Origin of the sequence: Pseudomonas sp. PGPPP4, assembly GCF_002256045.1 — a bacterium.
Lineage (GTDB): Bacteria > Pseudomonadota > Gammaproteobacteria > Pseudomonadales > Pseudomonadaceae > Chryseomonas > Chryseomonas oryzihabitans.
This window is the reverse complement of sequence record NZ_NKID01000023.1, coordinates 1-20084: the sequence shown is the minus strand read 5'-3', so window position 1 is coordinate 20084 and position 20084 is coordinate 1. Positions and strand designations below refer to the sequence as shown.

Below are 20084 nucleotides of genomic sequence, written 5' to 3'. Positions count from 1 at the left end.
CAGCACCAAACCTGCGGCCTCGCGCTTGAACTCGGGCGTGAAAGAACGACGTTGTTTGCTCATGGAACACCTCTGTGTGGCGATCATCTTCGCCTAAAAAGGTGTCCGGGGTGAGTGGACCACTACAAGATCCTTCCTCAAGCTGAGCGGCCACCTGCCCTTGTCGACGGCTTTGCCTTACCTGAGTCGCCCTTGCCTTTCCCTTTTGACGTTTCAATGCTCACAAGGCCCTTGCAGTCGGGGTAGCGCAGGCACGACCAGAAGTCGCCGCTCTTACCCTTTCGCTGCGCCATTTTGCCCTGGCAGAGCGGGCAGGACGGGCCTTCCGGGACCTTGATGTTGAGCGTGGTCTGGCGGTACTGGGCGACCAGCTTGCCGATCCAGGCACCCTGCTTGGCGATGAAGTCATCCAGCTGCATGGTGCCGGCCTCGATCATGTCCAGCGCCTGCTCCCAGATGGCGGTAGTGCCCGGGTCGGCCACAGCCGGCGGCACCGCGGCGATCAGCGAGACGCCGGCGTCGGATGCCCGCACTGCCTTGCCCTTTTTGAGCAGGAACTGACGATCGATCAGCCCCTGGATGATGCTGGCCCGGGTGGCCTCGGTGCCGATGCCCGTGGTCTCCTTGAGCTTGGCGGCCAGGCGCGGGTCGGTCACCAGCTTGGCCACGGTCTTCATCGCCTTGATGAGATCGCCCTCGGTATAGGGCTTGGGTGGTTGCGTCTGCTGCGCCTTGAGCTGGGCCTGCTGCACCTGGGCGCGAGAGGCGTTCTGCAGTGGCGGCAGGATCTGCGAGCGGTCCTTCTCCTTGCTGTCCTCATCCTCCTCAGCGGCAGGCGCGGCCTGGAACAGCGTCTTCCAGCCAGGCACGACGATGCGCTTGCCCACCGCTCGTAATGCCACCTGATTGCAGTCGAAATCTGCCACCGTCCGGTCGAATTCGTGGTGGGGCATGAACTGGGCAAGGTAGTGCGCGCGGATCAGGCTGTAGACCGCCCGTTCCTTGTCGCTCATGGCCGCCAGGTTGGCGGGCTCCAGGGTCGGGATGATGCCGTGGTGCGCGGTGATCTTGGCGTCGTTCCAGGCCCGCGAGCGCTGCGCCGGATCAATGCTGGCCAGCACCGGGGAAATGGACGGATCCGTCCGCCGGATCGCCTCGAGCACGGCCGGTACCTCCGGCAGCATGCTGGTGGGCAGGTAACCGCAGTCGGTCCTGGGGTAGGTCGTCGCCTTGTGCGTCTCATACAGCGCCTGGGCGACGTTCAGGGTCTCCTGGGCCCCGAGGCCGAGCTTCTTGGAGCAGATCTCCTGCAGCGTGCCCAGATCGAAGGGCAGGGGCGCCACCTCCTTGACCCGCTCGGTCTCGACCGACACCGCAATGGCGGTAGATCCAGCAGTGAGGCGCGCCTGCGCCGCCTGGGCATGGCGCTGATCCAGGCAGCGCCCCTCGTCATCGGTGATGTCGCGGGCAGGCCGCCACTGCGCGGTGAACGTTTGGCCGTTGGCGGCCAGCAACACGTCCAGGCTCCAGAACGGTACCGGGACAAAGTGGGCGATCTCTCGGTCGCGGTCGACCACTAGGCGCAGGGTGGGCGTCTGCACTCGTCCTACCGACAGCACCCCACTGTACCCGGCCTGGCGGCCAAGCAGGGTGAACAGCCGGGTGAAGTTCATCCCGATCAGCCAGTCCGCCCGGGAGCGAGCCAGCGCGGAGTGATACATGGGAAAGGTTTCGGCCCCGGGCTTGAGGCTCGCTAGGGCCTGGCGGATCGAGGCGTCGTTGAGCGCTGATAGCCACAGGCGCTGGACGGGGCCGCGGTAGCCGCAGTGCTCCAACAACTCGCGGGCGATCATCTCGCCCTCGCGATCGGCGTCAGTGGCGATGACCAGTTCGGTCGCTTCCTTGAGCAACGTCTTGACCACCTTGAACTGACTGCTGGTCTTGGGCTTGACCTCGACCTTCCAGCTCGCCGGCAGGATCGGCAGCGCGTCCAGCGACCAGGACTTCAACTGCGGATCGTAGGCCTCGGGCGGCGCCTGCTCGAGGAGGTGGCCGATCCCCCAGGTGACGACCACGCCTTGGCCGCGAATGCAGCCCTCACCGCGTCCAGTGGCGCCGAGCACCCGGGCAATGTCCTTGCCCTGGCTGGGCTTCTCGCACAAAAACACACGCATGGGATTCCCCTGTCGATAGCCATCTGGCCTACAGGGCGAACGGTGGCAGGTGCGGTACTTCCGAGCAGCGCTTAACCGAATCTGGTGCAGATATGGTTACAGCTTGGAGATAGTTGTCCCGCTAACGATCATTGCCGGCGGAGGACTTGGTTTGGGACCATAGCGACCTGGGTCAATTTTCAGCGGACACCAGCTGCCAGCGTTTTCTGCTTTCCGAGTGGGATCTTCTGCAACAGCCCCCTCGCTTTCGATAACAACAAGCCCTTCCGAACGAACCCTATTCGCGCTTGGCCAAGGTCAAGTTGTCTGGCCCGCCTATGGAGATTGTCCACGTGGGAAGCGCTTTCGCGTCGCAAAAAAATGCCCATCGGGGCGCCGTCCTGATCTTGGCGTCCGGTCCTTCATCCGCCGAGCTCGACATTCATCGCTGGGCCGGCGTGCCGATCATCACCATGAATGGCGCAGTCATTAAGCTCCTCGAGGCATCCATTCGACCGCTGTACTACGTCTGCAGCGATCGCAGCTTCCAGGAGCAGCAACCGGCTCTCTATGAGGCCGCAGTCGAGCAAGCGCATGGCCTAGCCCTTTGGCCTGAGGACATCCAGCGGCTATCAAGCCGATATGCTGGCAAGGCCTACGCGCTTCGCAAGGCACCCCGGGCAAGCTTTCGTGACTACTTCGGCCGCGATCAGGGCCAGGCCGTGCGCCTGGTCTCGCCCTTCAGCAAACGGGCGCGGGACATTGGCTTTAGCAAGGACATGGACTACGGCGTATTCGACGTACGCACGGTTGCGTACATCTGCCTGCAGCTGGCCTATCACCTGGGCTTCGATGAGATTTACCTGGCAGGGGTCGATCTCAATGTCCAAGCACCGCGCTTCTACGAGACTGCTCCTGGGCAGTCAGCGCCGTGTGGCCTGGATCAGCACCTGCAGACGCGAATCCTGCCAGCGATGGAGCTGGCCGCTGGCGTGCTGGCCGCAGAGGGTCGTCGTGTCGTCAATCTGTCCCAGCAGAGCCTGGTTCCGGAGCACGTCTTCCCCCGGGCGTGTCCGCATCAGGTGCAGCGTGAACTGAATCGTTCCCAACGAGCACTTGCGTCGTAAGAGGGCCAGGTGGCCTAGCGGAATTTCAATGGGTAATAGCAGAGAAACTTCACCGCCAGCCACCACAGCTTGGGATAGCCGAGCGCGCCGCTGGCCTGCACCCACTCCCACCGCAGGCGCCACGGCGCCTTGACCTTGCGCAAGAATTTCATCCAGAAGCGCGCCCCGCGTTGCTCCAGCACCCTCACCGAGAGGTCATCGGCACCAAGTGCTACGCGGGCGACCGCTTCCTCGCGCAGCGCCTGGTAGTCGAGCGCGGCCCGCATCCAGCGCGCATCGAAATGGCCCTCCGAAAAGTGGCGCAGGCCGACGTCGTAGACCACCGCCACCCCATAATGCCGACTCACCCGTAGGGCGAAGTCGATGTCATAGAAATGGAAGGGGGGCAGGGCTTCGTTGAAGGGCAGCTCAAGGACCACCTCGCGGCGAGCGCAGATCCAGACCCCATCGAGCGTGCAAACCGGCTGACGCGGACGCCTATCGCCTGCAGGGCGAAGGTGAAACAGGTTGTCCGTACCGTCACGATGCCGCTGGTACAGACGCATGCAGTTCGTCTCGGACTTGCCGGCGGCCATCCAGCCGGAAGGGCCACGGCTCTTGAAGCGGGCCCCGGCAACGCCGATCGCACCTAGCTGGTCGTCTTCCTGGAAGTGGTCAACCACCCTGAGGCCCCAGTTCACCTCCAAGAGCTCCAGATCCTCGTGCATGAAGCACACGATGTCGTGCCGAGCACGCTGGGCGCCTTCGTTGTAGACGGCGCATAACCCACGATTAGCTTGCCGGTTGTCGATGGCGATCAGCTGGTAGGGCACGCCGATCGTGGCTTCGATGTTTCGCGTAACCGCTTCCAGCAGCTCAGGCTTCACCGAGCAAATGACGATGGAGATCATGGCGCTACTTCCTGGAAGGCCGGTAGGGCGTAAGCAGACGTCGTACCCGGTGCAGGGTAGTGCGGTCCATAGAGCGCAATGGGATTAGCCGCAGCATGCGCAGCGCTTCGAGCTTGTCGTGCCGCACGGCGTATTTAAGCGCCTTGTTGACGACTGACGTGTGCCCCTGCCGATAGCCAGGGTGATCCTGATAGGGCGCGATGGCGAGCAGATCCGCCTCAAGCAGCAGCCGGTATCGGCGGGAAAGGTTTCCCGCGTGACGGCGATAGCGCGTGACCATCACGGGTAAGATCGCAATAGGTTGGCCCAGGGCCGAGACCTTGAGGGTCATCTGGAAGTCCTGGACGCGAATTGCCGGATCGTAGCCGCCGACCTCGTCGAGTATCGCCTTGCGATAAAGCGCAACCGGTGCCCCGACCACCCGCGTCTTCCGTAGCGCCTCATCGAAGTCCAGCAGTTGAACGGCTCCAGCGTGCTGGTCCTTGAGCCAGTTGCCGTTGATGTCCATGAAACTGACCAAGGCGCCCACACAAGGCGTCTCGGGATGCTCCTCCAGGTAGGCCGCGCGGATCCGCAAGGATTGCGGCAGCATCACGTCGTCCAGATCCGGTGTGGCGACGTACTTGCCTCGGGCATGGGCGAGGCCGGTATTTAACGCAGCGCTGACGCCAGCATTGGGCTGAGTCACCAGCTCGAAGTCAAATCGCTCCTGCAGCGCGACCAGGCGCTGCACACTGTCATCGGTTGATCCATCGTCAACGACGATGACCTCGAAGCGCGGGTAGTCCTGGGCATAGATACTGGCCAGGCCTTCCTCAAGATAAGCACCTGCGTTATAGCAGGGCACGATCACGGAGATCAGGGGCAGATGCCTCAGGGCATCATCATCCGGTGACATGCGCGGGAGGGGGAGAGCTTGCATAGCGAAAGGTCCATTCTTGACGCCATGAAATTGTACTTGGAGCGATGGACAGCACGCGACTCAAACGTCATTTTTGAGACCCGAAAGCTTTGGGGATTCACCGTTCGCCTATCTGCCATAATCCGGTCCTACCAGTCATTCCCCGAAACCCTCCACTGGTCCACGCCCTTGGACGCCTGCCTGAATTTTCATGCTACCCAAACGATCCAAAGTGACTTCCTATGTGGATTTCAGCATGGACACCGAAGACCACCCGACCGATATGATCGCTACGGCCGCCAGTGGCCTGATGATGGCTCTGACATTGACCGTTGGCGCTGTTCTAGCCGGCGGCTTTGCCCTGCTCGCTGAGCTATTGGTCTAGCGATAGGCGACCGCTGCACCGGCAGGGACGGCTGATGGTAAAGCGATCCCGGTAGCGCCAGAGGAAGGGCTTACGAGTTGCCCGTTCGTTGCGTAGCCCACTGCGGCGGATTCGGTGAGCTCAGCAAGGGTCGTCACCAGGCCGTTGGGGGGCGACGCATAGTAGGCGTAGCTGGATCCTGCCTGCACGTAGCCGTTCACCCCTGCCGCATGCACCCACCAGGTGGGCAAGGCCAGTGCAGAATCCGCAGGCGCGCCAGCGATGCCCGGGTTGTTGTAGGCGTACTCAGCCAGCGCATTCCGATAGATCAGCAGGTTGTGGGCGAGCGCTGAGACATCGACCCCCTGGCGGCGGTTGTCGCTGCGCTGCAGCTGCTCGCTCAGTAAACCGGCCCCTGCCAGCATCACGACCATGATGACCCAGAGCATCGGCATGGCTCAGCCCACCTTCCGGCCCAGACGGTGCTGTTCGTCAACCAAGGTCAGAAGCTGCTCCGGATCAATCATCTCCTCGAGCAGAGCATCGACTTGGTGCAGCAGCTCCCGGGCCTGATGGGTCCCCGGCTCGTCGAGGGCCATGGTTTCTAGCGTCTGCTGCTGGACACGCACAGCGCTGGCCAGAAGACGCAGCGCTAGGAGAGTTGGAATGTCGTACATGCGGCTACCTCAGAATTCACAGCAAAAGATGGTCGCATAATCGTTCTGGCCGATGGCGATGTTGGGCGTAGACGCCCAACGCTGCCCACTGCCACCTGTGTCCCAACCGACCTTGGTGCCCACGGGGCACGCCCGAGTTGTCACGTCGTTCGGGTCGTAGCCCGGAATGGTGTAGGCCGTGCAAGTCGGTGTTTTGGCCTTGGGTCTACGCCACAGCCCACTCTCGCAGGAGAGCAATGCACCAGCGCCATCGCGGCTCACGAGTCCATTTGGGCTACAACCCCAGTTTTCATTGGCTGAGCCAATCAACTGGATGTATTCGCCGACATACGTCCTGCCGTCAGAGAAGAGGCTGTTACCGCGCATCTGGCCGGACGTGTAGACGTTCTTGCCCGCATAGGTACGCACCCAGTCACTATCCGTCATATGCCAGCCGCCGCCCCACTTCTCGCTGTACCAGCCGGTATCCCCGCGAGTCCTGAACCAACCCGTGGTATAGGTCTCCCCTGACATGCTGGCAGTGACGCCCTGGACGTTGCCACGCGCATACATCGAGCCGGTGGTCGTGTCTCCAGTGACAGCGACATTGCCTCCGACGGTGGCATTGCCGTTCATGGACGCATTGCCCTGCAGGTACATGGACCCAGCCCGGAGGTCTCCGCCGGCCGTGAGCGTGCCGTTGAGGTTCACGTTGCCCGTTGCGTTGACGTTGCGGCCGGCGTTCACATCGCCAGAGATATTGGCGGTACCCGAGGCGGTGATATTGGCCGCATTGTTGAGGTCGTTGCCGCCCATGTTCAGGGCGGTGTTCATCCGATTCAGCTCGGGCTTGCCGGCGATGGCATTGCGGTAGAGGTAGTCGTTGGCCAGGGTGCCGTCCTGCAGGAACAGGGCGCTGGCGGTATGGCCCACGCCCGGGTTCACACCGTAATTGCTCAGGGTCAGCGACCAGCCCCCGCGCACGCCCTGGATGATGCCGGTGTTCGCCACCGGAACGAAGCCGCCCGGGGCGCCGAGATTTTCGGCGATCTCACGGGTGCCCATCTCATCAATGGCCTGGCCACCGGTGGCGAGCACGATGGATTCGAGCTGGTTGGTCGCGACCCGCCTGGCCAGCACAACGAAGGTCTGGCCAAAGGCGTTGGTGTCGGTGAAACCCGCAGGGAGGTATTTGGTGTTGCGCAGCATCGCCGGGGTGATCTGCGCGGGCGTCGTGGTGCCGGCGGCCGCGTAAACCGTGGCGAAGTTGTCCTTGAGGTACTTGGCCGCGGCGTCGGCAACCTGCTTTTGCTGGTCAGCCGCGATCCGATAATTCTGAGAGTCCATCTGATTGGCTACCAGGACCGCGGTACCGGTCATCACGGCAGCGAAGACGATCAGGCCAAAGAGCATATCCAGGGCGATGAAGCCCCGCTGTGATGCTTCGCTGAGTGAGGTATTCATCCCCAGAGGTCTCGTTTGAGTTGATTGTCGATGTCCTGGTCCAGCTGCGCGATGTGCCCCGCCCGAATCTTCTCGCGGATGCTGGGCCCGTCTTCACCGGTGACCAGAAGGCTGCGCACCTTGAGGATGCGGCGGTCATTGCGGGTTTCCAGCGTCTGAGCCACCACCGCTACCAGCCCCTGAGCCAAGATCTCGCGAGCGTTCTTGATCTCATTGCTGGCTAGAGCCAGCACCCGCTCCAGCGCCTGGGTGGGGTTGCCGGCATGGAAGGTGGTGGCGACGAAGACGCCATTGATGGCGGCGCGTACCGCTTGAACAGCGGTAGGGATGTCGCGGATCTCTCCGATGAGGATCATGTCGGCGCCGGTGCGCAAGGCGCGTAGTAGCGCCTCCTCATAGCCACCCGTGCGGCGGGACACCTGCATCTGGATGCAGCGTCCCTCGCCGTGCAGACCGTTGAGGTTCGTCTCGGCCGGATCCTCGATGGCCAATGCTGTACCCCCGCAGGCCTGTAGGCGTGCAGCGATCAGCGAAGCGGCGCTGCTGGTCTTGCCGGTGCCCATTTCGCCGCAGAAGATGACCAGCCCGCGCACCTGGTCACTGAGCATGGCGGTGGCTAGCGATTCGGGAAACCCCAGCATGTGGAAGGGGCGGATCTGGGCATTGGATTTGCGGATGATGAAGACGTCTTCCGAGAATGCATCATTGATGTGCGTTACCCGCAGGACGATGCCGTCCTGGACCAGCGAGAATTCCGGATCGCCGAACTCTATCGACTTTGCCTGGCACTGCTCGCGCAGCGCCTGCAGCTCAGTGCCCCAGGCAGCCGGCGCAGATTCCCGCCGGCTACCGGAGCCGTCGAGGCCCTTCACGTCCGAGAAGTCCGGGCCGAGGAAGAGGTCGACGAAGTTGGCTTGCGTGATCAGGCTCATGCGGATTCAGTAAACCGTCCAGGCCAGGACATTGGCGTCCTTGCTGCAGCCGCTGGTAGCGGTGCCCGGATCCACTTCGCCGGTGACCGCGGTGCCGCCGTTGATGGCGGTGGTGACCTTGGTGCCGCGGCTGATCTTGGTGGCCAGGGTGACGCAGGCATCCTGAGGCAGCGCGTTTTCGGTGACGGTGAAGGTCATGCCGCTCGATACCACGGTGACCGAGCCGCCCCAGGCGTTGTACAGGTTACTGCCATTGACACTCATGTTGGGCAGGCCCTTGCTGGCCACCAGCTGCGAGACGAGGCTGGTGCCGGACGTCCCGTAGCCGCTGCTGGCCTTGAGCTTACGGGTGTTGGCGATGAGGGTGCCGATGTTGGACTGCTCGTTGGTCACATCCTGGGAGCCCATGAGGCTACCGCCGTTGTAGATGATGTAGCCCAGGGCGACGACGGCGATGATCAGCACGAACATCATTTCCAGGCTGAAGACGCCGCGCTGGCGGTGCCGCGGAGGCAGACGAAAGGGCGTGGACTCGAGCGTATTGTGCGACGTCTCAATGTCGGCTTGAGTGAGGCTGGTGCAGGGTTGGCTCATGGCGGTTCCTTGGGTGGTGGGTCTAGTGGGAGAGGCTGGCAACGTTGCTCTGCAGGCTGAAGGCGCCGCTGACGACCAGGAGCATCAAGAGCCCCATGGCGATGGTCGAGAAAGTGAGGAAGGCCTTGGTGTAGCGCTCCACCTGCTTGAGCGTCTGCTCGATCCAGCGATTGCTGAACCGGTGGATGGCTTCGGAGAAGCCCTTGCGGGTCGCCAATACGCAGAGGAACTGGACGGCGGTCTTATCGGGAAACTCGTGCCCTGCCAGACGCAGCGCCTCGCCGAAGTTCTTGCCCTGATTGACGCCGTAGATAGCCGCGATCAGTCGCTCACGCAGCCAGGGCGTGGCGCCGCGCTGCAGGGACTGCAAGGCCTCGATCTGATTGATGTTGGCCTTGAGCATCACCGAGATGTTGAGCAGGAAGGTGGAGCCGTGGAGGGCCTTGTAGATCGACCAAGGCGGCATGCGATCGAGCCTGACGCGCAGCGGTCCGGTCAGGTAGGGCAGCGACCCCATGGCCAGCACGATGGTGCTTAGCACGACGATCAGGGTCAGCAGGCCCCAGTTGTTGACGTAGCTGGAGACCTGGTAGAGCAGGTAGGGGATGCCGGTCCAGCCTTCGAGGTTGGAGACCCGGGTCATGGCCGGGACCATGCGCGAGGCGATGACGTGGAGCAGATAGGCCATCATTGCCCAGAGCATGATGGGGTAGACGGTCACGGACAGGATCAGAGACAAGATCCGACCGCGGGCTTCGATCATCTGCACGCAGTCCAGGAAGGCCTGAACCAGGGCGCCTGAACGCTCGCCGGCGGCGATGATCGCGGTCTCTTGGTAGGGCATCCAGCGCTGGCAGGCATCGCCCAGCGACTTGCCGTTACGTACGGCCTGGCTAATGCCCGCCGTGGCCAAGGCGGTCGGGTCTCGGCGCTTCTTCCCGTTATCGCTGAAGATTCCGCCGACCTCTTCCAAAGCATCGTCGATGCCGACGCCGTTCTCGAGGAGCGCGCAGAGGCTTTCGTAGAACTGGATGCGCTCCTTGCCGCCGAACTGCTTGGCGTACCAGGCGTCGGCGAACGTCGTCCAGCTGTCCAGGATCCTACTGAGCATTAGGCTGCTCCAGGACGAAGAGATCCATGTCCAGCGGTCCCACGATGGTCTCAGCCATTCGCGGATCGATCAGGCCGGCGGCTACTTTGCCAATGGTGTGCTGGATCTTGGTGATCCCGCCCATCTCCCTGACCCAGTAGGTTTTCGCCGCGCTAGCACCTTGGTCGCGGAATATCTGCATGAAGCGATGGTTGGGGATCAGAACCTCGGCGACGACCGTTCGCGAGGAGACACCCATGTTTCGGCAATGCGCACAGCCAGGACCCTGCAGCCTGACCTTCGTGGTATCCATGACCCGTTCCAGTCGCTCGATGAGGGCCGGGTTCAGCTGGTCGCGTTGAGAGGCAAGCGGCTGGGCGCAATGCGTGCACAACACCGGCAACAGCGACTGGTTGATGAGGCCCGACATGAGCGCAGGGTCTGTCACCAGGCTCGGGTCCGCGCCCATGTCGATGAGCCGCTGCAGGCTCGCCACCGCGTTGTTGGTGTGCAGGGTCGAGAAGACCAGGTGACCGGTCATGCCACCGCGAAACGCCGCCTGAGCGGTGGCCAGGTCACGCACCTCCCCATACATGAGGATGTCCGGATCCAGACGCATGGTGTTGGTGATGGCGCCGTCCCAGGTTTCGGCATGACCCAGCGGCGACTGGTTGGCCTTGATGGGATACTCAGGCGGATCTTCGACGGACAGAATATGGCGGGTGCCGTCGGTCTCGCTGTGCAGCTGATTGAGGGTGACTTGCAGGGTCTTCGATTTACCGGACCCGGTCGGACCGGTGATGAGGATGACGCCGTACGGAAGTCCGCGCAGACGATTGAGCAGCGCGATCTGGTCGGCCAGAAAGCCCAGCTCATCCAGGGACTGCTTGGCTTTTTCGTCATAGAGCAGTCGCAGGACCATGAGAGGCCCTTCTACCAACGGCCGAGAGGCAACCCGCGCGCCGAAGAGGCCGAGCTGAGCTACGAAGGCGTGCTTGACCCGGGCGTCCTGGCTGATCTCCGGTTGATAGTGCTCCTCAGCCACGTCGCACATGGAGTTGTACAGCGCCGAGCAGAGTTCGCGGCCCATGCGGCTCTGGATCTGCCCGTATTCGGTCAGCAGTCCATGGATGCGAAAGAGGATGTGAGTGATCTCGCGGCCGACAACGAAGTGCACGTCCGACGCGCCACGGCTATGAGCTTCGCCAAGGAGACGGATGACTTCCTGCTGGCGAGAGGTACTGTCGAGGCCACTCGTACTGGTGCTGCGGGTCGTATCGACCTGGTACAGCGCCTGGATCTCGCTCAGGGTGCTGGGCAGCACGCGGTAGTCCAGATCCGCGCGATCCAGCTCACCCATGAAGGCCATGACGAATGGGTCGCGCAGATGCTGACCAGATACGAGCAGCTGAGCATGATCGGTAGGGCGTACGCCTTCCACCAGAGCCAGGAGCTGACGCAATTCCGGCTTCACAGAGCCCCACTGGGCGCCTTCGGCAGTGAGGACGCGGCGTGGCTGGAGCGGAAGTAGCTCGTTTACCAGCTCCCCCGCCAACCGTTGGCCAATAGCCTTGGGGTCACCTTCCGGCTCATCCGAAGTAGACTCAACGTGATTGCTCGAACTCATCAAGATGACCTCAGGGTTGGCTGGCGGTAGGGGCAGAGCCTGGAAGGGCAATAGGGGCTGGCGCGGGCACCGGCATCGGCGCTACCGGATTCATCGGCGTGACGGTCACGGGCAATACCGGGGGTTGGCTGGTAGCTACCGAAGCCACCGGATAGCTCGGAGCGCGGTTCGAGAACCCCAACGGATAGCGTTTGCCGCCGCGGCTGAGCACGACGCTGTCGAGGGACAGGCTGGCCACGCGATAGCCGCCAGGCAGATCGGTCGATGCCAGGGAGGCATCGATCTCGAACCCGCCGGTGTAGAGCAACGTCGCGCGTAGGGCCTTGCCTGACCCGTAAATCAGCTTGACCACGGGCAATTGGTCCACCGCGCCAGCATGCTCAACGCCGCCGCCTACTGCGCTGCTGGGCATCGCGGCAGGCTGTGGCAGGTAGCTGGGCTGAGGGACCACCTTGGCTTGCGTGCCGCCATCGTTGAGCTCGCGCAATGCCTTGGCGCGCTCGCCCTGGGCCTTGTAGAGGATGGTTTCGCTCTGTACCCGAGATAGCTCACCAACGGTAATGCCGTCTGGATCGTCGGATTTGGAGGTATCGGCCCAGGCCGGAGCGGCCAGCGTCAGCATCAGGGCGCCGATCACGGCGAAGGAAAGGTCATTTGACATAGAGGTCACCGGTCACCGACCAGGCCAGCTGATCGCTCTGCAGAAGGGTCTTGATCTCGCGCAGCCGAAGGCCTTGGTGGGGTACGTCCTTGAGGACGATCTCCGGCGGCAGCGCGGTGTTGAATGTCAGCTCGAAGTGCTTGAAGTCCGGCGGCGGCGGAGCGGGTGGTGCCGGCTGACCAGGCATGGCCTGAGGCGCCGGAATGACCACCGGAACTTCCTTGATGGTCGGTGCCAGGCCTTGGCCATGCAGCCAAGAGGTCAGGTCTGCCAGGGCGGGTGTGGCCTGCAGCAGCTCATCGTCGCCCGCCAACGGGGGCTCGAAGGTCAGCTTGAGGGCTGCGCCATTGCCTTCGTCGAAGAAGGCCGGCTCATCAGCGAAGTGACCACGCGTAGCCGCGACAAACGCTGAAGCCGTGCTGTTGCCGTCGCGTTTGTAATTGGTCGACAGCAGCACGCCATCGCATTGTGCCGAGGTGAACAGCCAGCCGGCGATGGACAGCGGAAGCCTATCGATGGCGCCGTTGCAGGTCAGGAGAAAGTCCGGCACGCCCGGACGCTTTGCCCAGGGGTGCTCCAGGGCCTGAATGGTCTGTTGCTCCTTGGAGCGCTCGTTGATCGCTTGCAGTTCGGCCTGACGCGCGGCCTCGGCCGCGACGGCGGCGAGTCGCCTTTGCTCGCGCTTATGCGCCTCCCACTGGCTGTAGCCGATAACCCCTGCCACCACGATGAGTCCGAGGACCCCTACGCGGATCCACTCGCCTTTGCTCATCCCGAAAGCAAGCGGCTTGAGGGCGTAGTCGCGCTTCAAATTGCCAGGCTGCAACAGCTCTTCGATGTCGAGCGGCTTGCCGCCCTGGCCGAACTCAGTCGGCAGGTAGGTCTCATCAAAGGTCAGGGCGCGGCTTTCAAGCTGAGCGACCTTGCGCTGAATCTCGGTGGCCGAGCCCACCAGGTCATAACCGGGTATGACGGCGCCGTCGATCACAGCTACCAGAGCATAACGAGGCTCCTCACCTGGCACCTGCCAGGCCGCCAGCCAGGATTGACCTAGCTGCCCGGCCAGCGCTGCGGCCAACGAGTACATTCCCTTCATGGCCCCGGCGCTGCGCGCGACGAAGCCGGCCTGGATGACATTGGGCGTGCGCCGGATGGCGACGATGTCCATCTTGTGCAGGCGTCCGTATTCCCGGGCTTCCTTCATGTAGCCGGTCAGACTGCCCAACGGATGCCATTGCAGACCGGAGACAAAGCTCTTGCCGTGGTAGCTCAGGATCTGGGCAGTCTGCGCCGGGGCGACCGGTGTTGTGCTGACAATGGCCATGCTGTCAGCCCGTCACGATCGGCGTGATCAGCACCACCAGGACGCTATGCCCTGAGGTGCGTGTCCGGCTGCCGCCGAGGCCGAAAAAGCTGGGGTCACCCACACCGGTCTTGGCCGCGTTTTCGTTGAGCTCTTCGAAGCCGGACAGGATCAGTGTCTGGCCGCTGCGCAGCTTGACCTTGGGCGACAGCGACTTGGCGTCGTAGTCCGGCAACTGGACACTGGAGCCGTTGCTGGTGAAGGTCTGGAAGGTCGGCTTGCTGCTCATATTGATCGATACCATCAGCAGCATCTCGTCGTGATCGAGCACGCGCGGCAGCAGCGTCATGTTGAAGCCGCTGGTGATGGTGCCGGGCGTGAGCGAGGTGCTGGAGCCAACCGACGCCGTGGACGTCGTCTGGCTTGAGGCCAGGTAGCCTTGGACGTTGCCGATCTGCAGGGGCGCCGGCTGCAGGTTGAGGGTGGTCACCGACGGAGAGCGGACGTTAGAGACCCGGCCCTGCTCGGCCAGCGCCTGGACAATGGCATTGGAACCGGCCCAGGCGGAGTTGGCGGTGTCGACGATGCCGACGGAGGCCGAGGTAGCGCTGGTGCTGATGCCGGCAACGGTATTGGAGAGTGACAGGCCCCACTTGGTGTTGAGGGACTTGTAGACGGCGGCCCAGTTGAGGCCAAGCTGGTCCGAATCGGTGAGCGTGACCTCGAACACCTTCACGTTGAACAGCACTTGCTGAGTAATGCTGCGGTTGGTGCTGTTGAGATAGGCCTCCACCCGGGAGATGACCTCGGGGCGGTCCGTGACGGTCAGGGTCCCGGTAGAAGGAGCCAGGTACATCCGCCCGGCTGGGGAGACGCTGAGCATCGCCTTCACATTGTTCTGGATGTCCTGCAGGATCGAGGACTCCAGGGTCACCGTGGTGCTCTGGTTGCTGCCAGCGTCGCCTGTGACACCGGAGCTGGTGCTCGATCCGCCCGAATTACTACCGCTGGTTCCGGCGGCTGTGGCCATCCCGGATTTCACCGTGCTGGCGATGACCTGCTTGTCACCAAACGACCAGACATCGAAGACCCGCGTCTCGAAATAGCTGATCCGTACAGCGCGCTCAACGGGCGAATACCGCCAACCCAGGCCAAGGCGCGCGGTGACCTCATCAAGCAGGCCGGAGGCCTTACCGCTGTACTTGAGGCCGCTGACCTGGCTGCTGGCGCCCATGCTGGTGAAGTCGGTCGCCCGATACGCGGAGCCCGTCGGTGTCCCGGCGGCGCCCATGGTCGCCGGGTTGGTGATGACCCCTGCAGGCAGTAGACCTGCCAGGCTATCTGGACTGGGATTGCCAATCGGCGCCGGTCCTGTGCTGGCCGTCTGGGCACTGGCTGCCCCGGCGTTGGGGTTCAGGGCATCGGGGGAGACCAGCACGGCAATACCACACTGGCTGGTGATGTACTGAGCGATCTCGGTAATGCCGACACTACCGGACGGACGATAGCTGAGCTCGCAATCCAGCGCGGAGGGCATACCACGTTTGGCCACCACCGGCTGTGTCGAAACCCAGGGTTTGTCGCTGAACACGACGGTCTCGCGCTTGGGCTGTTGCTGCTGGTTGCGCAGCAGGGCCGCATATTGGCTGGCCATGGCGGCGTCGTTCTCGGCGCGCTGGGCCGATTCGTCCACCCGCTGTACCGAGCAGCTGGCGAGCAGGAGCGCCGCCGCCAGGGCGCTCAGGCGAAGGGGGTGGGTCATGACTTCTTCCTCTCGGAAACATGAACGATGCGCTGGCTGGAGTTGCCATCGACGATGAAGGAGCGGCGAGCGCCGTCGTAGAGCGGAAAGACCTGGGCAACGGCTTCGGCGAAGGTGCCGCGGAAGTGCAGGGCGGCCTCAATGGGGTAGTCCAGGTCATCGGGCTCCCAGACCACCTGCCAGCCCGCGCGCTTGGCCCAGGCCTCGACGGACTGCCGCAGGGTGCTGCCGATGGGCGCATCCCAGGTCTGGGGCATGGCCGAAGCCGGCTCGGTCAGACGGACCGACGGCAGGGTGTAGGCGCCGGTGGCGGTCGCGGCCACTGTGGGCGACGGTTTTGCTGTTGTGACTGGGACGGGAGAAGCAGGCTTGGCAGGAGCCGAAGTCGCTACAGTGGAAGGTGTGGCAGAGGTGCCCTTCGCCGGGGAGGCGTTCGGAGATTGCCCGATATGCAAGGCCCCCCCTGGCGCTTTGATCGGCGCGGATGGCAGCGCCGCGCTGGCGGGCGCAGGCTTAGCTTCCGAAGCGGCAGCGACGTTCGCCATCGGCTTGGCGGATACGGTGTGCGTTTCCAGAGGTTTCGCGGCGGGCACTGTGGCGACGGTCACCGCTGGGCTGGAGACAGGTTTGGCGGCCACAGCGCTCGGGGTCGCTGCCGGCGCAGCAGCGTAGCGCTGGCCCTCCGGCAGCTGGTAGCCCGGGCGGAGTACGAAGCACACCGACCGCATGACCTCATCCACTTTCACCTGCCAGGCGGGGCCGGCCAGCACCTGGAGAGTGTTGCGCAGGCTCATCGGCCCGAGCTTGTACTGGGCCGCCGGCAATGGCCGGGTGAAGAGAATGTTGACGTGCCCCTGCTCAGGCCCACACAGGCTGTAGCCAGACCGGTTGACCACGTACTGCATGGCATCGCGAACGGTCGGCTTCATGTTGGCCGGGATGTTCACGTCGATGATCTGGGCCATCAGGTCCCGCTGCTCGGTCTCCGGCGCGGTATTCACCAGGGTGTAGCGGCCGTACCGGACCTGCGGCTCTGACACAGCGCCCTTTGGATAGAGATCGGGTTGTAGCAGCTCAGGATTGCGCGAGCTGTCGGGGCCGGGTGCGCTGGGCGCAGGCTCCTGCTGGGCACAGCCTGCCAATGCGACGGCGAAGGCGAGCGGCGAGAGGGTGGTGAGCTTCCAGATCATGTGCAGTGTGGCCCCATTTCGTAGTGGGGCTCACGGTGCCAGGCACCTGTCTAGAAAGCAGGAGATAACCGTATCTAGAGCGAAAGAGGTTAGGAAACCCGGCTATCGAGGAGAGGGGTCGTCATAGTCGCGCTTGGGCTTTTTCGGTGCTGGCGGGACTTTAAGCCCTTCCAGATAAGCAATTGCTCCCTGGACGCCCTCCACTGATCCCGAGCCGACTAACCTGCAGGCCTGTATCAGATCGTCCAGGTCGCAACCAAAGAAAGCGAGCCAGTGGTTCATCGCCTCCGGTGTGTTTAGGTCGACGCCGCTGCGGTCCACGGACTGATGAGTTTTGTTGTTATTGTTTTCCATGAATAGCTCCAGTTACGTGGCGAAGTGCCACGTAATCAGCGTGCAGTTGGAGCATCAGCGTGCGCAACAGAAAAGGGGGCAGGAGTAGGCAAAATTCCGGCCAATTGGTGCTGTGCCTGTCTGACCGCGTCCGGCTCGATGAGGTCATGAGCGATTCGCCGCTTGTCCTGCAGCATCTGCCACAGCTGCAGATCGATGCTGTTCTCCACCAGCGGGATCTTCACCACCACCAGACGCCGCTGGCCGTTGCGGTAGGCCCGGTCCTCGGCCTGGTCCTGTAGCCCCGGCGTCCAAGGCAGGCCCAGGAAGAACACGTAGTTGGCTGCGGTCAGGTTGTTGCCGGTGCCGGCCGCTGACGTCGTGCCGATGAAAACCCGGCAATCGGAATCCTCCTGGAAGCGATCAATCGCCTTCTGCCGCTTCGTGAGGCTGTCAGTGCCCACCAGGGTGACGCATCCCAGGCCTGCGGCCTCGCACAGCTGCTGCAGCGTCGTGACAGTCTCCTTGTACTCGCAGAAGAGGATTACCTTGTCCTCAGGGTCCAGCTCACCCAGCAACTCAATCACAACTGGCACCTTCACGCGCTCCAGGAGCTGGCGAAGCCGACCCAACCGCGCGAACACCGGCTGATCGGCGTTGCGAATGGCGTTGTACTCGACCTGCTGCGCCTGATCGAGCACGACTGGCACGGTCTGCCGCTGCTTGCCCTTGAGGTCGGGCAGTACGTCTTTACGCCGCCGAAGCATCCAGTCGCCGATCTCGGCGCGCAGCCCCTGGCGGAACTCAGAGCTACCGGCGAAGCGCTCGCAGAAGTCCTTGAGCGGCAGCTGCCCGATAGGATGGCCCGACAGGCGCAGCAGCGTATGGAGCTCCGACTCGCGATTGAGCACCGGTGTCCCGGTCAGCAGGTAGCGATTGGGCACCTTGGCGGCGATGTCGAAGCCGTTGCGCGTCCAGGCGGCCGTGGGCTCCTTCAGCCGATGGGCCTCGTCGATGATCATTACGGCGAACTGATCGGCGATCGCCACAAAGTCGCCGAGGCGCTCGTAGTTGACGATCACCCACTGGGCGTCAGCCTGATAACGCTGCCGGGCGATTCGCGCGGCCGGATAAACCGCCAGGATCTCCCGCTCCCAGTTGATCACCAGGCTGGCCAGGACCACCACCAAGATCTGGTGGCCGGCGGACTGGATGCCGGCGGCGATCACCGCCTGCCGACTCTTGCCCAGCCCCATGTCATCGGCCAGCAGCGCGCTGGTCCGCTGCAGCAGGTGTCGGATCCCCGCGGGCTGGTGGGACATCAGCGAATACGGCTTGAGCTCGGCCTCGATGGCCTGCAGCGTCCAGCTGGTCTTGGCTATGTCAGGCACCGCGGCCAGGTAGACGTCTGCTGCACTGTCCTCGTCCGCTGAGGGCGCACTACGCTCTTGGGGAGGCCCCCCTATCGAAATGGCCGTGACGTCACGCGCAGTGCTGACCGATCCGTCGGACAGTAGCTCCTGGAGCACGTCGAGCATCTCGAACTGCTCCTCGAGCAGCCCCAGCTCCAGGATGAGGTTGCTGCGCACAATCTCGGCGGAGGCAGGCACTCGCCAGGCGCGGCTGGTTGATAGGAAGGCACCGTGCATGCGCTTGGCCACGGCGACGCAGCCCGGGTGATAGTCGCCGGAGAGCACCACGCCGCCACCTGACAGGGGCGCGATCCGCAGGCGCATCCCCCAGATGAAGAGGTCTCGCCTGGCATCGGCCTGGGCGTCGGCGATCTTGCGGTTGAAGCCCGGCCAGTCCTGTACAAAACGACCGTCGGCCAGCTCGCCGAGCTGGTGAAAGAGGACGTCCAGGTCCTCCAGCAGCCTCCTCTGGGGCAGCCGCCAATACCCGGAAAGCGGATGCTCGCCGCGGCGAATGAAGGTACCGCCACGGCCCGTCAGCAGGCGGTTCGCGCCTTCGAGATAGGGCATCTTCAGGCCAAAATCATAGCCGTCGAATACGGCGCGTTGCAGGAGCTGCGACGTGCCGGCGATATTCCGAAGTAAAGGCTGCTTCATGTCGTGGAGGTTAGGGGGATGACAGACTCAGTAAGGCCTAACCGTTGCATCAACCACTCCACAATGAATTGGTGATAGTGCAACCAGAAAAGTGTCCAAAGAAACATGGTGGAGACCTTCAGTAGTGTGCAAGAAGGTCTAGGATCGGGAGGAGCAAGGCTGTAAGGAAGGTGAAACCCTAACCAGGCCTGAACAGGTTGGCTTAGAAGTCAAAGCTCTGTTGCTGAGCGTGGGCATAAGCCCGAAGCCAGGAGGTTCCAAGAGCAGGATGATGATAGGGGCAGGCGTCAACAGCAACGTAAGCGGTCGGCGAGCTCACTTTCCTAGCGCCAAATTAATAGAGAGTGTTCGCTAATTCCTATAAACACCATGGGGGTAGGGCGAGAGAAACGGTAATAGCTGGATGGACACGATCGTTCGTCGTTGCTTGAGATTATGATCATGTCGTCGTTTTCTGGCACTCATGACAATGTTAGGCGCCCGGAAATTTCGCGAGCGGCGTTATATCCCTGGCCTCTACGATGACACAGCCCCCGTCTTTGCGCGCTGCATTTGTAGTGGTCAACTAATCCCGGACACTGGTTTAAGTCGTTCCTCGGCAATGGCGGGCGGTAGCCCGCCATTGAACTGATGCGGCCGTTGCCAGTTGTAGCGTTGCATCAGGAACCGACCGATGTCCTGTTGTGCCTGCGTAGCACTCAGGTAACCCTGGGTTGGTATCCATTCCGTCTTGAGGCTGCGGAACAGCCGCTCCATGGGTGAGTTGTCCAGGCAGTTACCTCGTCTACTCATGCTCTGGTTGAAGCGGTAGCGCCAAAGCCGCTGGCGAAAGCGTCGACTGCCATATTGGCTCCCCTGGTCGCTGTGAAAGAGCACCTCTCGAGGCCGACCGCGCTGCTCGTAAGCCCTGTCCAAGGCCTGGATGACCAAATCAGCATCAGGCGTGGCGGAAAACGCCCAGCCCACGA

20 protein-coding genes are annotated in these 20084 nt (G+C 63.0%); 2 read left to right on the top strand and 18 right to left on the bottom strand.

Features of this window, described 5'->3' with window-relative positions; all coding sequences use genetic code 11:
* Positions 1–137: 137 nt before the first annotated feature.
* Positions 138–2174 carry a DNA topoisomerase III gene (locus CFE50_RS22375; RefSeq protein ID WP_093257807.1) on the bottom strand — a complete coding sequence of 679 codons (2037 nt, stop codon included), beginning with the start codon at positions 2172–2174 and terminating at the stop codon, positions 138–140.
* Between the two features lie 287 nt (positions 2175–2461).
* On the opposite strand from CFE50_RS22375, the gene CFE50_RS22370 reads away from it, so the two are divergent.
* On the top strand, positions 2462–3280 hold the full coding sequence (locus CFE50_RS22370) for a WaaZ-like lipopolysaccharide core biosynthesis protein (protein ID WP_235389860.1): 819 nt from the start codon (positions 2462–2464) through the stop codon (positions 3278–3280).
* Between the two features lie 14 nt (positions 3281–3294).
* Here CFE50_RS22370 and CFE50_RS22365 read toward each other — a convergent pair whose 3' ends face one another.
* Both CFE50_RS22365 and CFE50_RS22360 read right to left on the bottom strand, forming a co-directional pair.
* Positions 3295–4170 (bottom strand): glycosyltransferase, encoded by an 876-nt coding sequence (locus CFE50_RS22365; RefSeq protein ID WP_052504078.1) that lies wholly within the window; start codon positions 4168–4170, stop codon positions 3295–3297.
* Positions 4171–4174: 4 nt separating this feature from the next.
* Entirely contained in the window at positions 4175–5092 is a 918-nt protein-coding gene (locus CFE50_RS22360; RefSeq protein WP_286737265.1) for a glycosyltransferase family 2 protein, read from the bottom strand.
* A gap of 235 nt (positions 5093–5327) precedes the next feature.
* Between CFE50_RS22360 and CFE50_RS22355 the strand changes: the two genes are divergently transcribed.
* Positions 5328–5456: a hypothetical protein gene (locus tag CFE50_RS22355; RefSeq protein WP_256563551.1), complete on the top strand. Its 129-nt coding sequence runs from the start codon at positions 5328–5330 to the stop codon at positions 5454–5456.
* On the opposite strand, the gene pilM is transcribed toward CFE50_RS22355, so the two are convergent.
* From pilM to CFE50_RS22285, 15 genes are all read right to left on the bottom strand, one after another.
* Positions 5453–5890 (bottom strand): type IV pilus biogenesis protein PilM, encoded by a 438-nt coding sequence (gene pilM, locus CFE50_RS22350; protein WP_144959383.1) that lies wholly within the window; start codon positions 5888–5890, stop codon positions 5453–5455. The two genes, CFE50_RS22355 and pilM, sit on opposite strands and share 4 nt — an antisense overlap.
* Positions 5891–5893: 3 nt before the next feature.
* On the bottom strand, positions 5894–6112 hold the full coding sequence (locus CFE50_RS22345) for a hypothetical protein (protein ID WP_044340827.1): 219 nt from the start codon (positions 6110–6112) through the stop codon (positions 5894–5896).
* A gap of 9 nt (positions 6113–6121) precedes the next feature.
* Positions 6122–7555 (bottom strand): shufflon system plasmid conjugative transfer pilus tip adhesin PilV, encoded by a 1434-nt coding sequence (pilV, locus tag CFE50_RS22340; RefSeq protein ID WP_144959381.1) that lies wholly within the window; start codon positions 7553–7555, stop codon positions 6122–6124.
* Positions 7552–8487: an ATPase, T2SS/T4P/T4SS family gene (locus CFE50_RS22335; RefSeq protein WP_144959379.1), complete on the bottom strand. Its 936-nt coding sequence runs from the start codon at positions 8485–8487 to the stop codon at positions 7552–7554. Before CFE50_RS22335 ends, pilV begins: the two co-directional genes overlap by 4 nt.
* 6 nt (positions 8488–8493) lie before the next feature.
* Positions 8494–8961: a type 4 pilus major pilin gene (locus tag CFE50_RS22330; protein ID WP_181083871.1), complete on the bottom strand. Its 468-nt coding sequence runs from the start codon at positions 8959–8961 to the stop codon at positions 8494–8496.
* Positions 8962–9103: 142 nt separating this feature from the next.
* The gene (locus CFE50_RS22325; RefSeq protein WP_286737264.1) at positions 9104–10192 is read right to left on the bottom strand and encodes a type II secretion system F family protein; all 1089 of its coding nucleotides are present in this window, start codon (positions 10190–10192) and stop codon (positions 9104–9106) included.
* Positions 10182–11798, bottom strand: a complete 1617-nt coding sequence (locus CFE50_RS22320) for a GspE/PulE family protein (protein ID WP_186380369.1) — start codon at positions 11796–11798, stop codon at positions 10182–10184. Before CFE50_RS22320 ends, CFE50_RS22325 begins: the two co-directional genes overlap by 11 nt.
* 10 nt (positions 11799–11808) lie before the next feature.
* Complete coding sequence (gene pilP / locus CFE50_RS22315; protein WP_044340823.1) at positions 11809–12459, bottom strand: type IV pilus biogenesis protein PilP; 651 nt, start codon at positions 12457–12459, stop codon at positions 11809–11811.
* Positions 12449–13783: a type 4b pilus protein PilO2 gene (gene pilO2 / locus CFE50_RS22310; RefSeq protein ID WP_144959373.1), complete on the bottom strand. Its 1335-nt coding sequence runs from the start codon at positions 13781–13783 to the stop codon at positions 12449–12451. Before pilO2 ends, pilP begins: the two co-directional genes overlap by 11 nt.
* Positions 13784–13787: 4 nt before the next feature.
* Positions 13788–15524, bottom strand: a complete 1737-nt coding sequence (gene pilN, locus CFE50_RS22305; RefSeq protein ID WP_044340822.1) for a PilN family type IVB pilus formation outer membrane protein — start codon at positions 15522–15524, stop codon at positions 13788–13790.
* Complete coding sequence (gene pilL2 / locus CFE50_RS22300; RefSeq protein WP_286737263.1) at positions 15521–16714, bottom strand: PFGI-1 class ICE element type IV pilus protein PilL2; 1194 nt, start codon at positions 16712–16714, stop codon at positions 15521–15523. The genes pilN and pilL2 overlap by 4 nt, the downstream gene beginning before the upstream one ends.
* Before the next feature lie 102 nt (positions 16715–16816).
* The gene (locus CFE50_RS22295; protein WP_144959369.1) at positions 16817–17068 is read right to left on the bottom strand and encodes a hypothetical protein; all 252 of its coding nucleotides are present in this window, start codon (positions 17066–17068) and stop codon (positions 16817–16819) included.
* Positions 17069–17103: 35 nt separating this feature from the next.
* Complete coding sequence (locus CFE50_RS22290; protein ID WP_286737262.1) at positions 17104–19116, bottom strand: DEAD/DEAH box helicase; 2013 nt, start codon at positions 19114–19116, stop codon at positions 17104–17106.
* A gap of 202 nt (positions 19117–19318) precedes the next feature.
* Entirely contained in the window at positions 19319–19435 is a 117-nt protein-coding gene (locus tag CFE50_RS22665; protein ID WP_353744018.1) for an Rmf/CrpP family protein, read from the bottom strand.
* Between the two features lie 242 nt (positions 19436–19677).
* Positions 19678–20084: DDE-type integrase/transposase/recombinase (locus CFE50_RS22285; RefSeq protein WP_286737261.1), on the bottom strand; the 407-nt coding region annotated here is incomplete at its 5' end.

What these genes read in the sequence shown, in the direction of transcription:
- CFE50_RS22375 (WP_093257807.1), bottom strand. Translation starts at nt 2,174, where the DNA reads ATGCGTGTGTTTTTGTGCGAGAAGCCCAGCCAGGGCAAGGACATTGCC.
- CFE50_RS22365 (WP_052504078.1), bottom strand. Translation starts at nt 4,170, where the DNA reads ATGATCTCCATCGTCATTTGCTCGGTGAAGCCTGAGCTGCTGGAAGCG.
- CFE50_RS22360 (WP_286737265.1), bottom strand. Translation starts at nt 5,092, where the DNA reads ATGCAAGCTCTCCCCCTCCCGCGCATGTCACCGGATGATGATGCCCTG.
- CFE50_RS22355 (WP_256563551.1), top strand. Translation starts at nt 5,328, where the DNA reads ATGGACACCGAAGACCACCCGACCGATATGATCGCTACGGCCGCCAGT.
- pilM (WP_144959383.1), bottom strand. Translation starts at nt 5,890, where the DNA reads ATGCCGATGCTCTGGGTCATCATGGTCGTGATGCTGGCAGGGGCCGGT.
- CFE50_RS22345 (WP_044340827.1), bottom strand. Translation starts at nt 6,112, where the DNA reads ATGTACGACATTCCAACTCTCCTAGCGCTGCGTCTTCTGGCCAGCGCT.
- pilV (WP_144959381.1), bottom strand. Translation starts at nt 7,555, where the DNA reads ATGAATACCTCACTCAGCGAAGCATCACAGCGGGGCTTCATCGCCCTG.
- CFE50_RS22335 (WP_144959379.1), bottom strand. Translation starts at nt 8,487, where the DNA reads ATGAGCCTGATCACGCAAGCCAACTTCGTCGACCTCTTCCTCGGCCCG.
- CFE50_RS22330 (WP_181083871.1), bottom strand. Translation starts at nt 8,961, where the DNA reads ATGATGTTCGTGCTGATCATCGCCGTCGTCGCCCTGGGCTACATCATC.
- CFE50_RS22325 (WP_286737264.1), bottom strand. Translation starts at nt 10,192, where the DNA reads ATGCTCAGTAGGATCCTGGACAGCTGGACGACGTTCGCCGACGCCTGG.
- CFE50_RS22320 (WP_186380369.1), bottom strand. Translation starts at nt 11,798, where the DNA reads ATGAGTTCGAGCAATCACGTTGAGTCTACTTCGGATGAGCCGGAAGGT.
- pilP (WP_044340823.1), bottom strand. Translation starts at nt 12,459, where the DNA reads ATGTCAAATGACCTTTCCTTCGCCGTGATCGGCGCCCTGATGCTGACG.
- pilO2 (WP_144959373.1), bottom strand. Translation starts at nt 13,783, where the DNA reads ATGGCCATTGTCAGCACAACACCGGTCGCCCCGGCGCAGACTGCCCAG.
- pilN (WP_044340822.1), bottom strand. Translation starts at nt 15,524, where the DNA reads ATGACCCACCCCCTTCGCCTGAGCGCCCTGGCGGCGGCGCTCCTGCTC.
- pilL2 (WP_286737263.1), bottom strand. Translation starts at nt 16,714, where the DNA reads ATGATCTGGAAGCTCACCACCCTCTCGCCGCTCGCCTTCGCCGTCGCA.
- CFE50_RS22295 (WP_144959369.1), bottom strand. Translation starts at nt 17,068, where the DNA reads ATGGAAAACAATAACAACAAAACTCATCAGTCCGTGGACCGCAGCGGC.
- CFE50_RS22290 (WP_286737262.1), bottom strand. Translation starts at nt 19,116, where the DNA reads ATGAAGCAGCCTTTACTTCGGAATATCGCCGGCACGTCGCAGCTCCTG.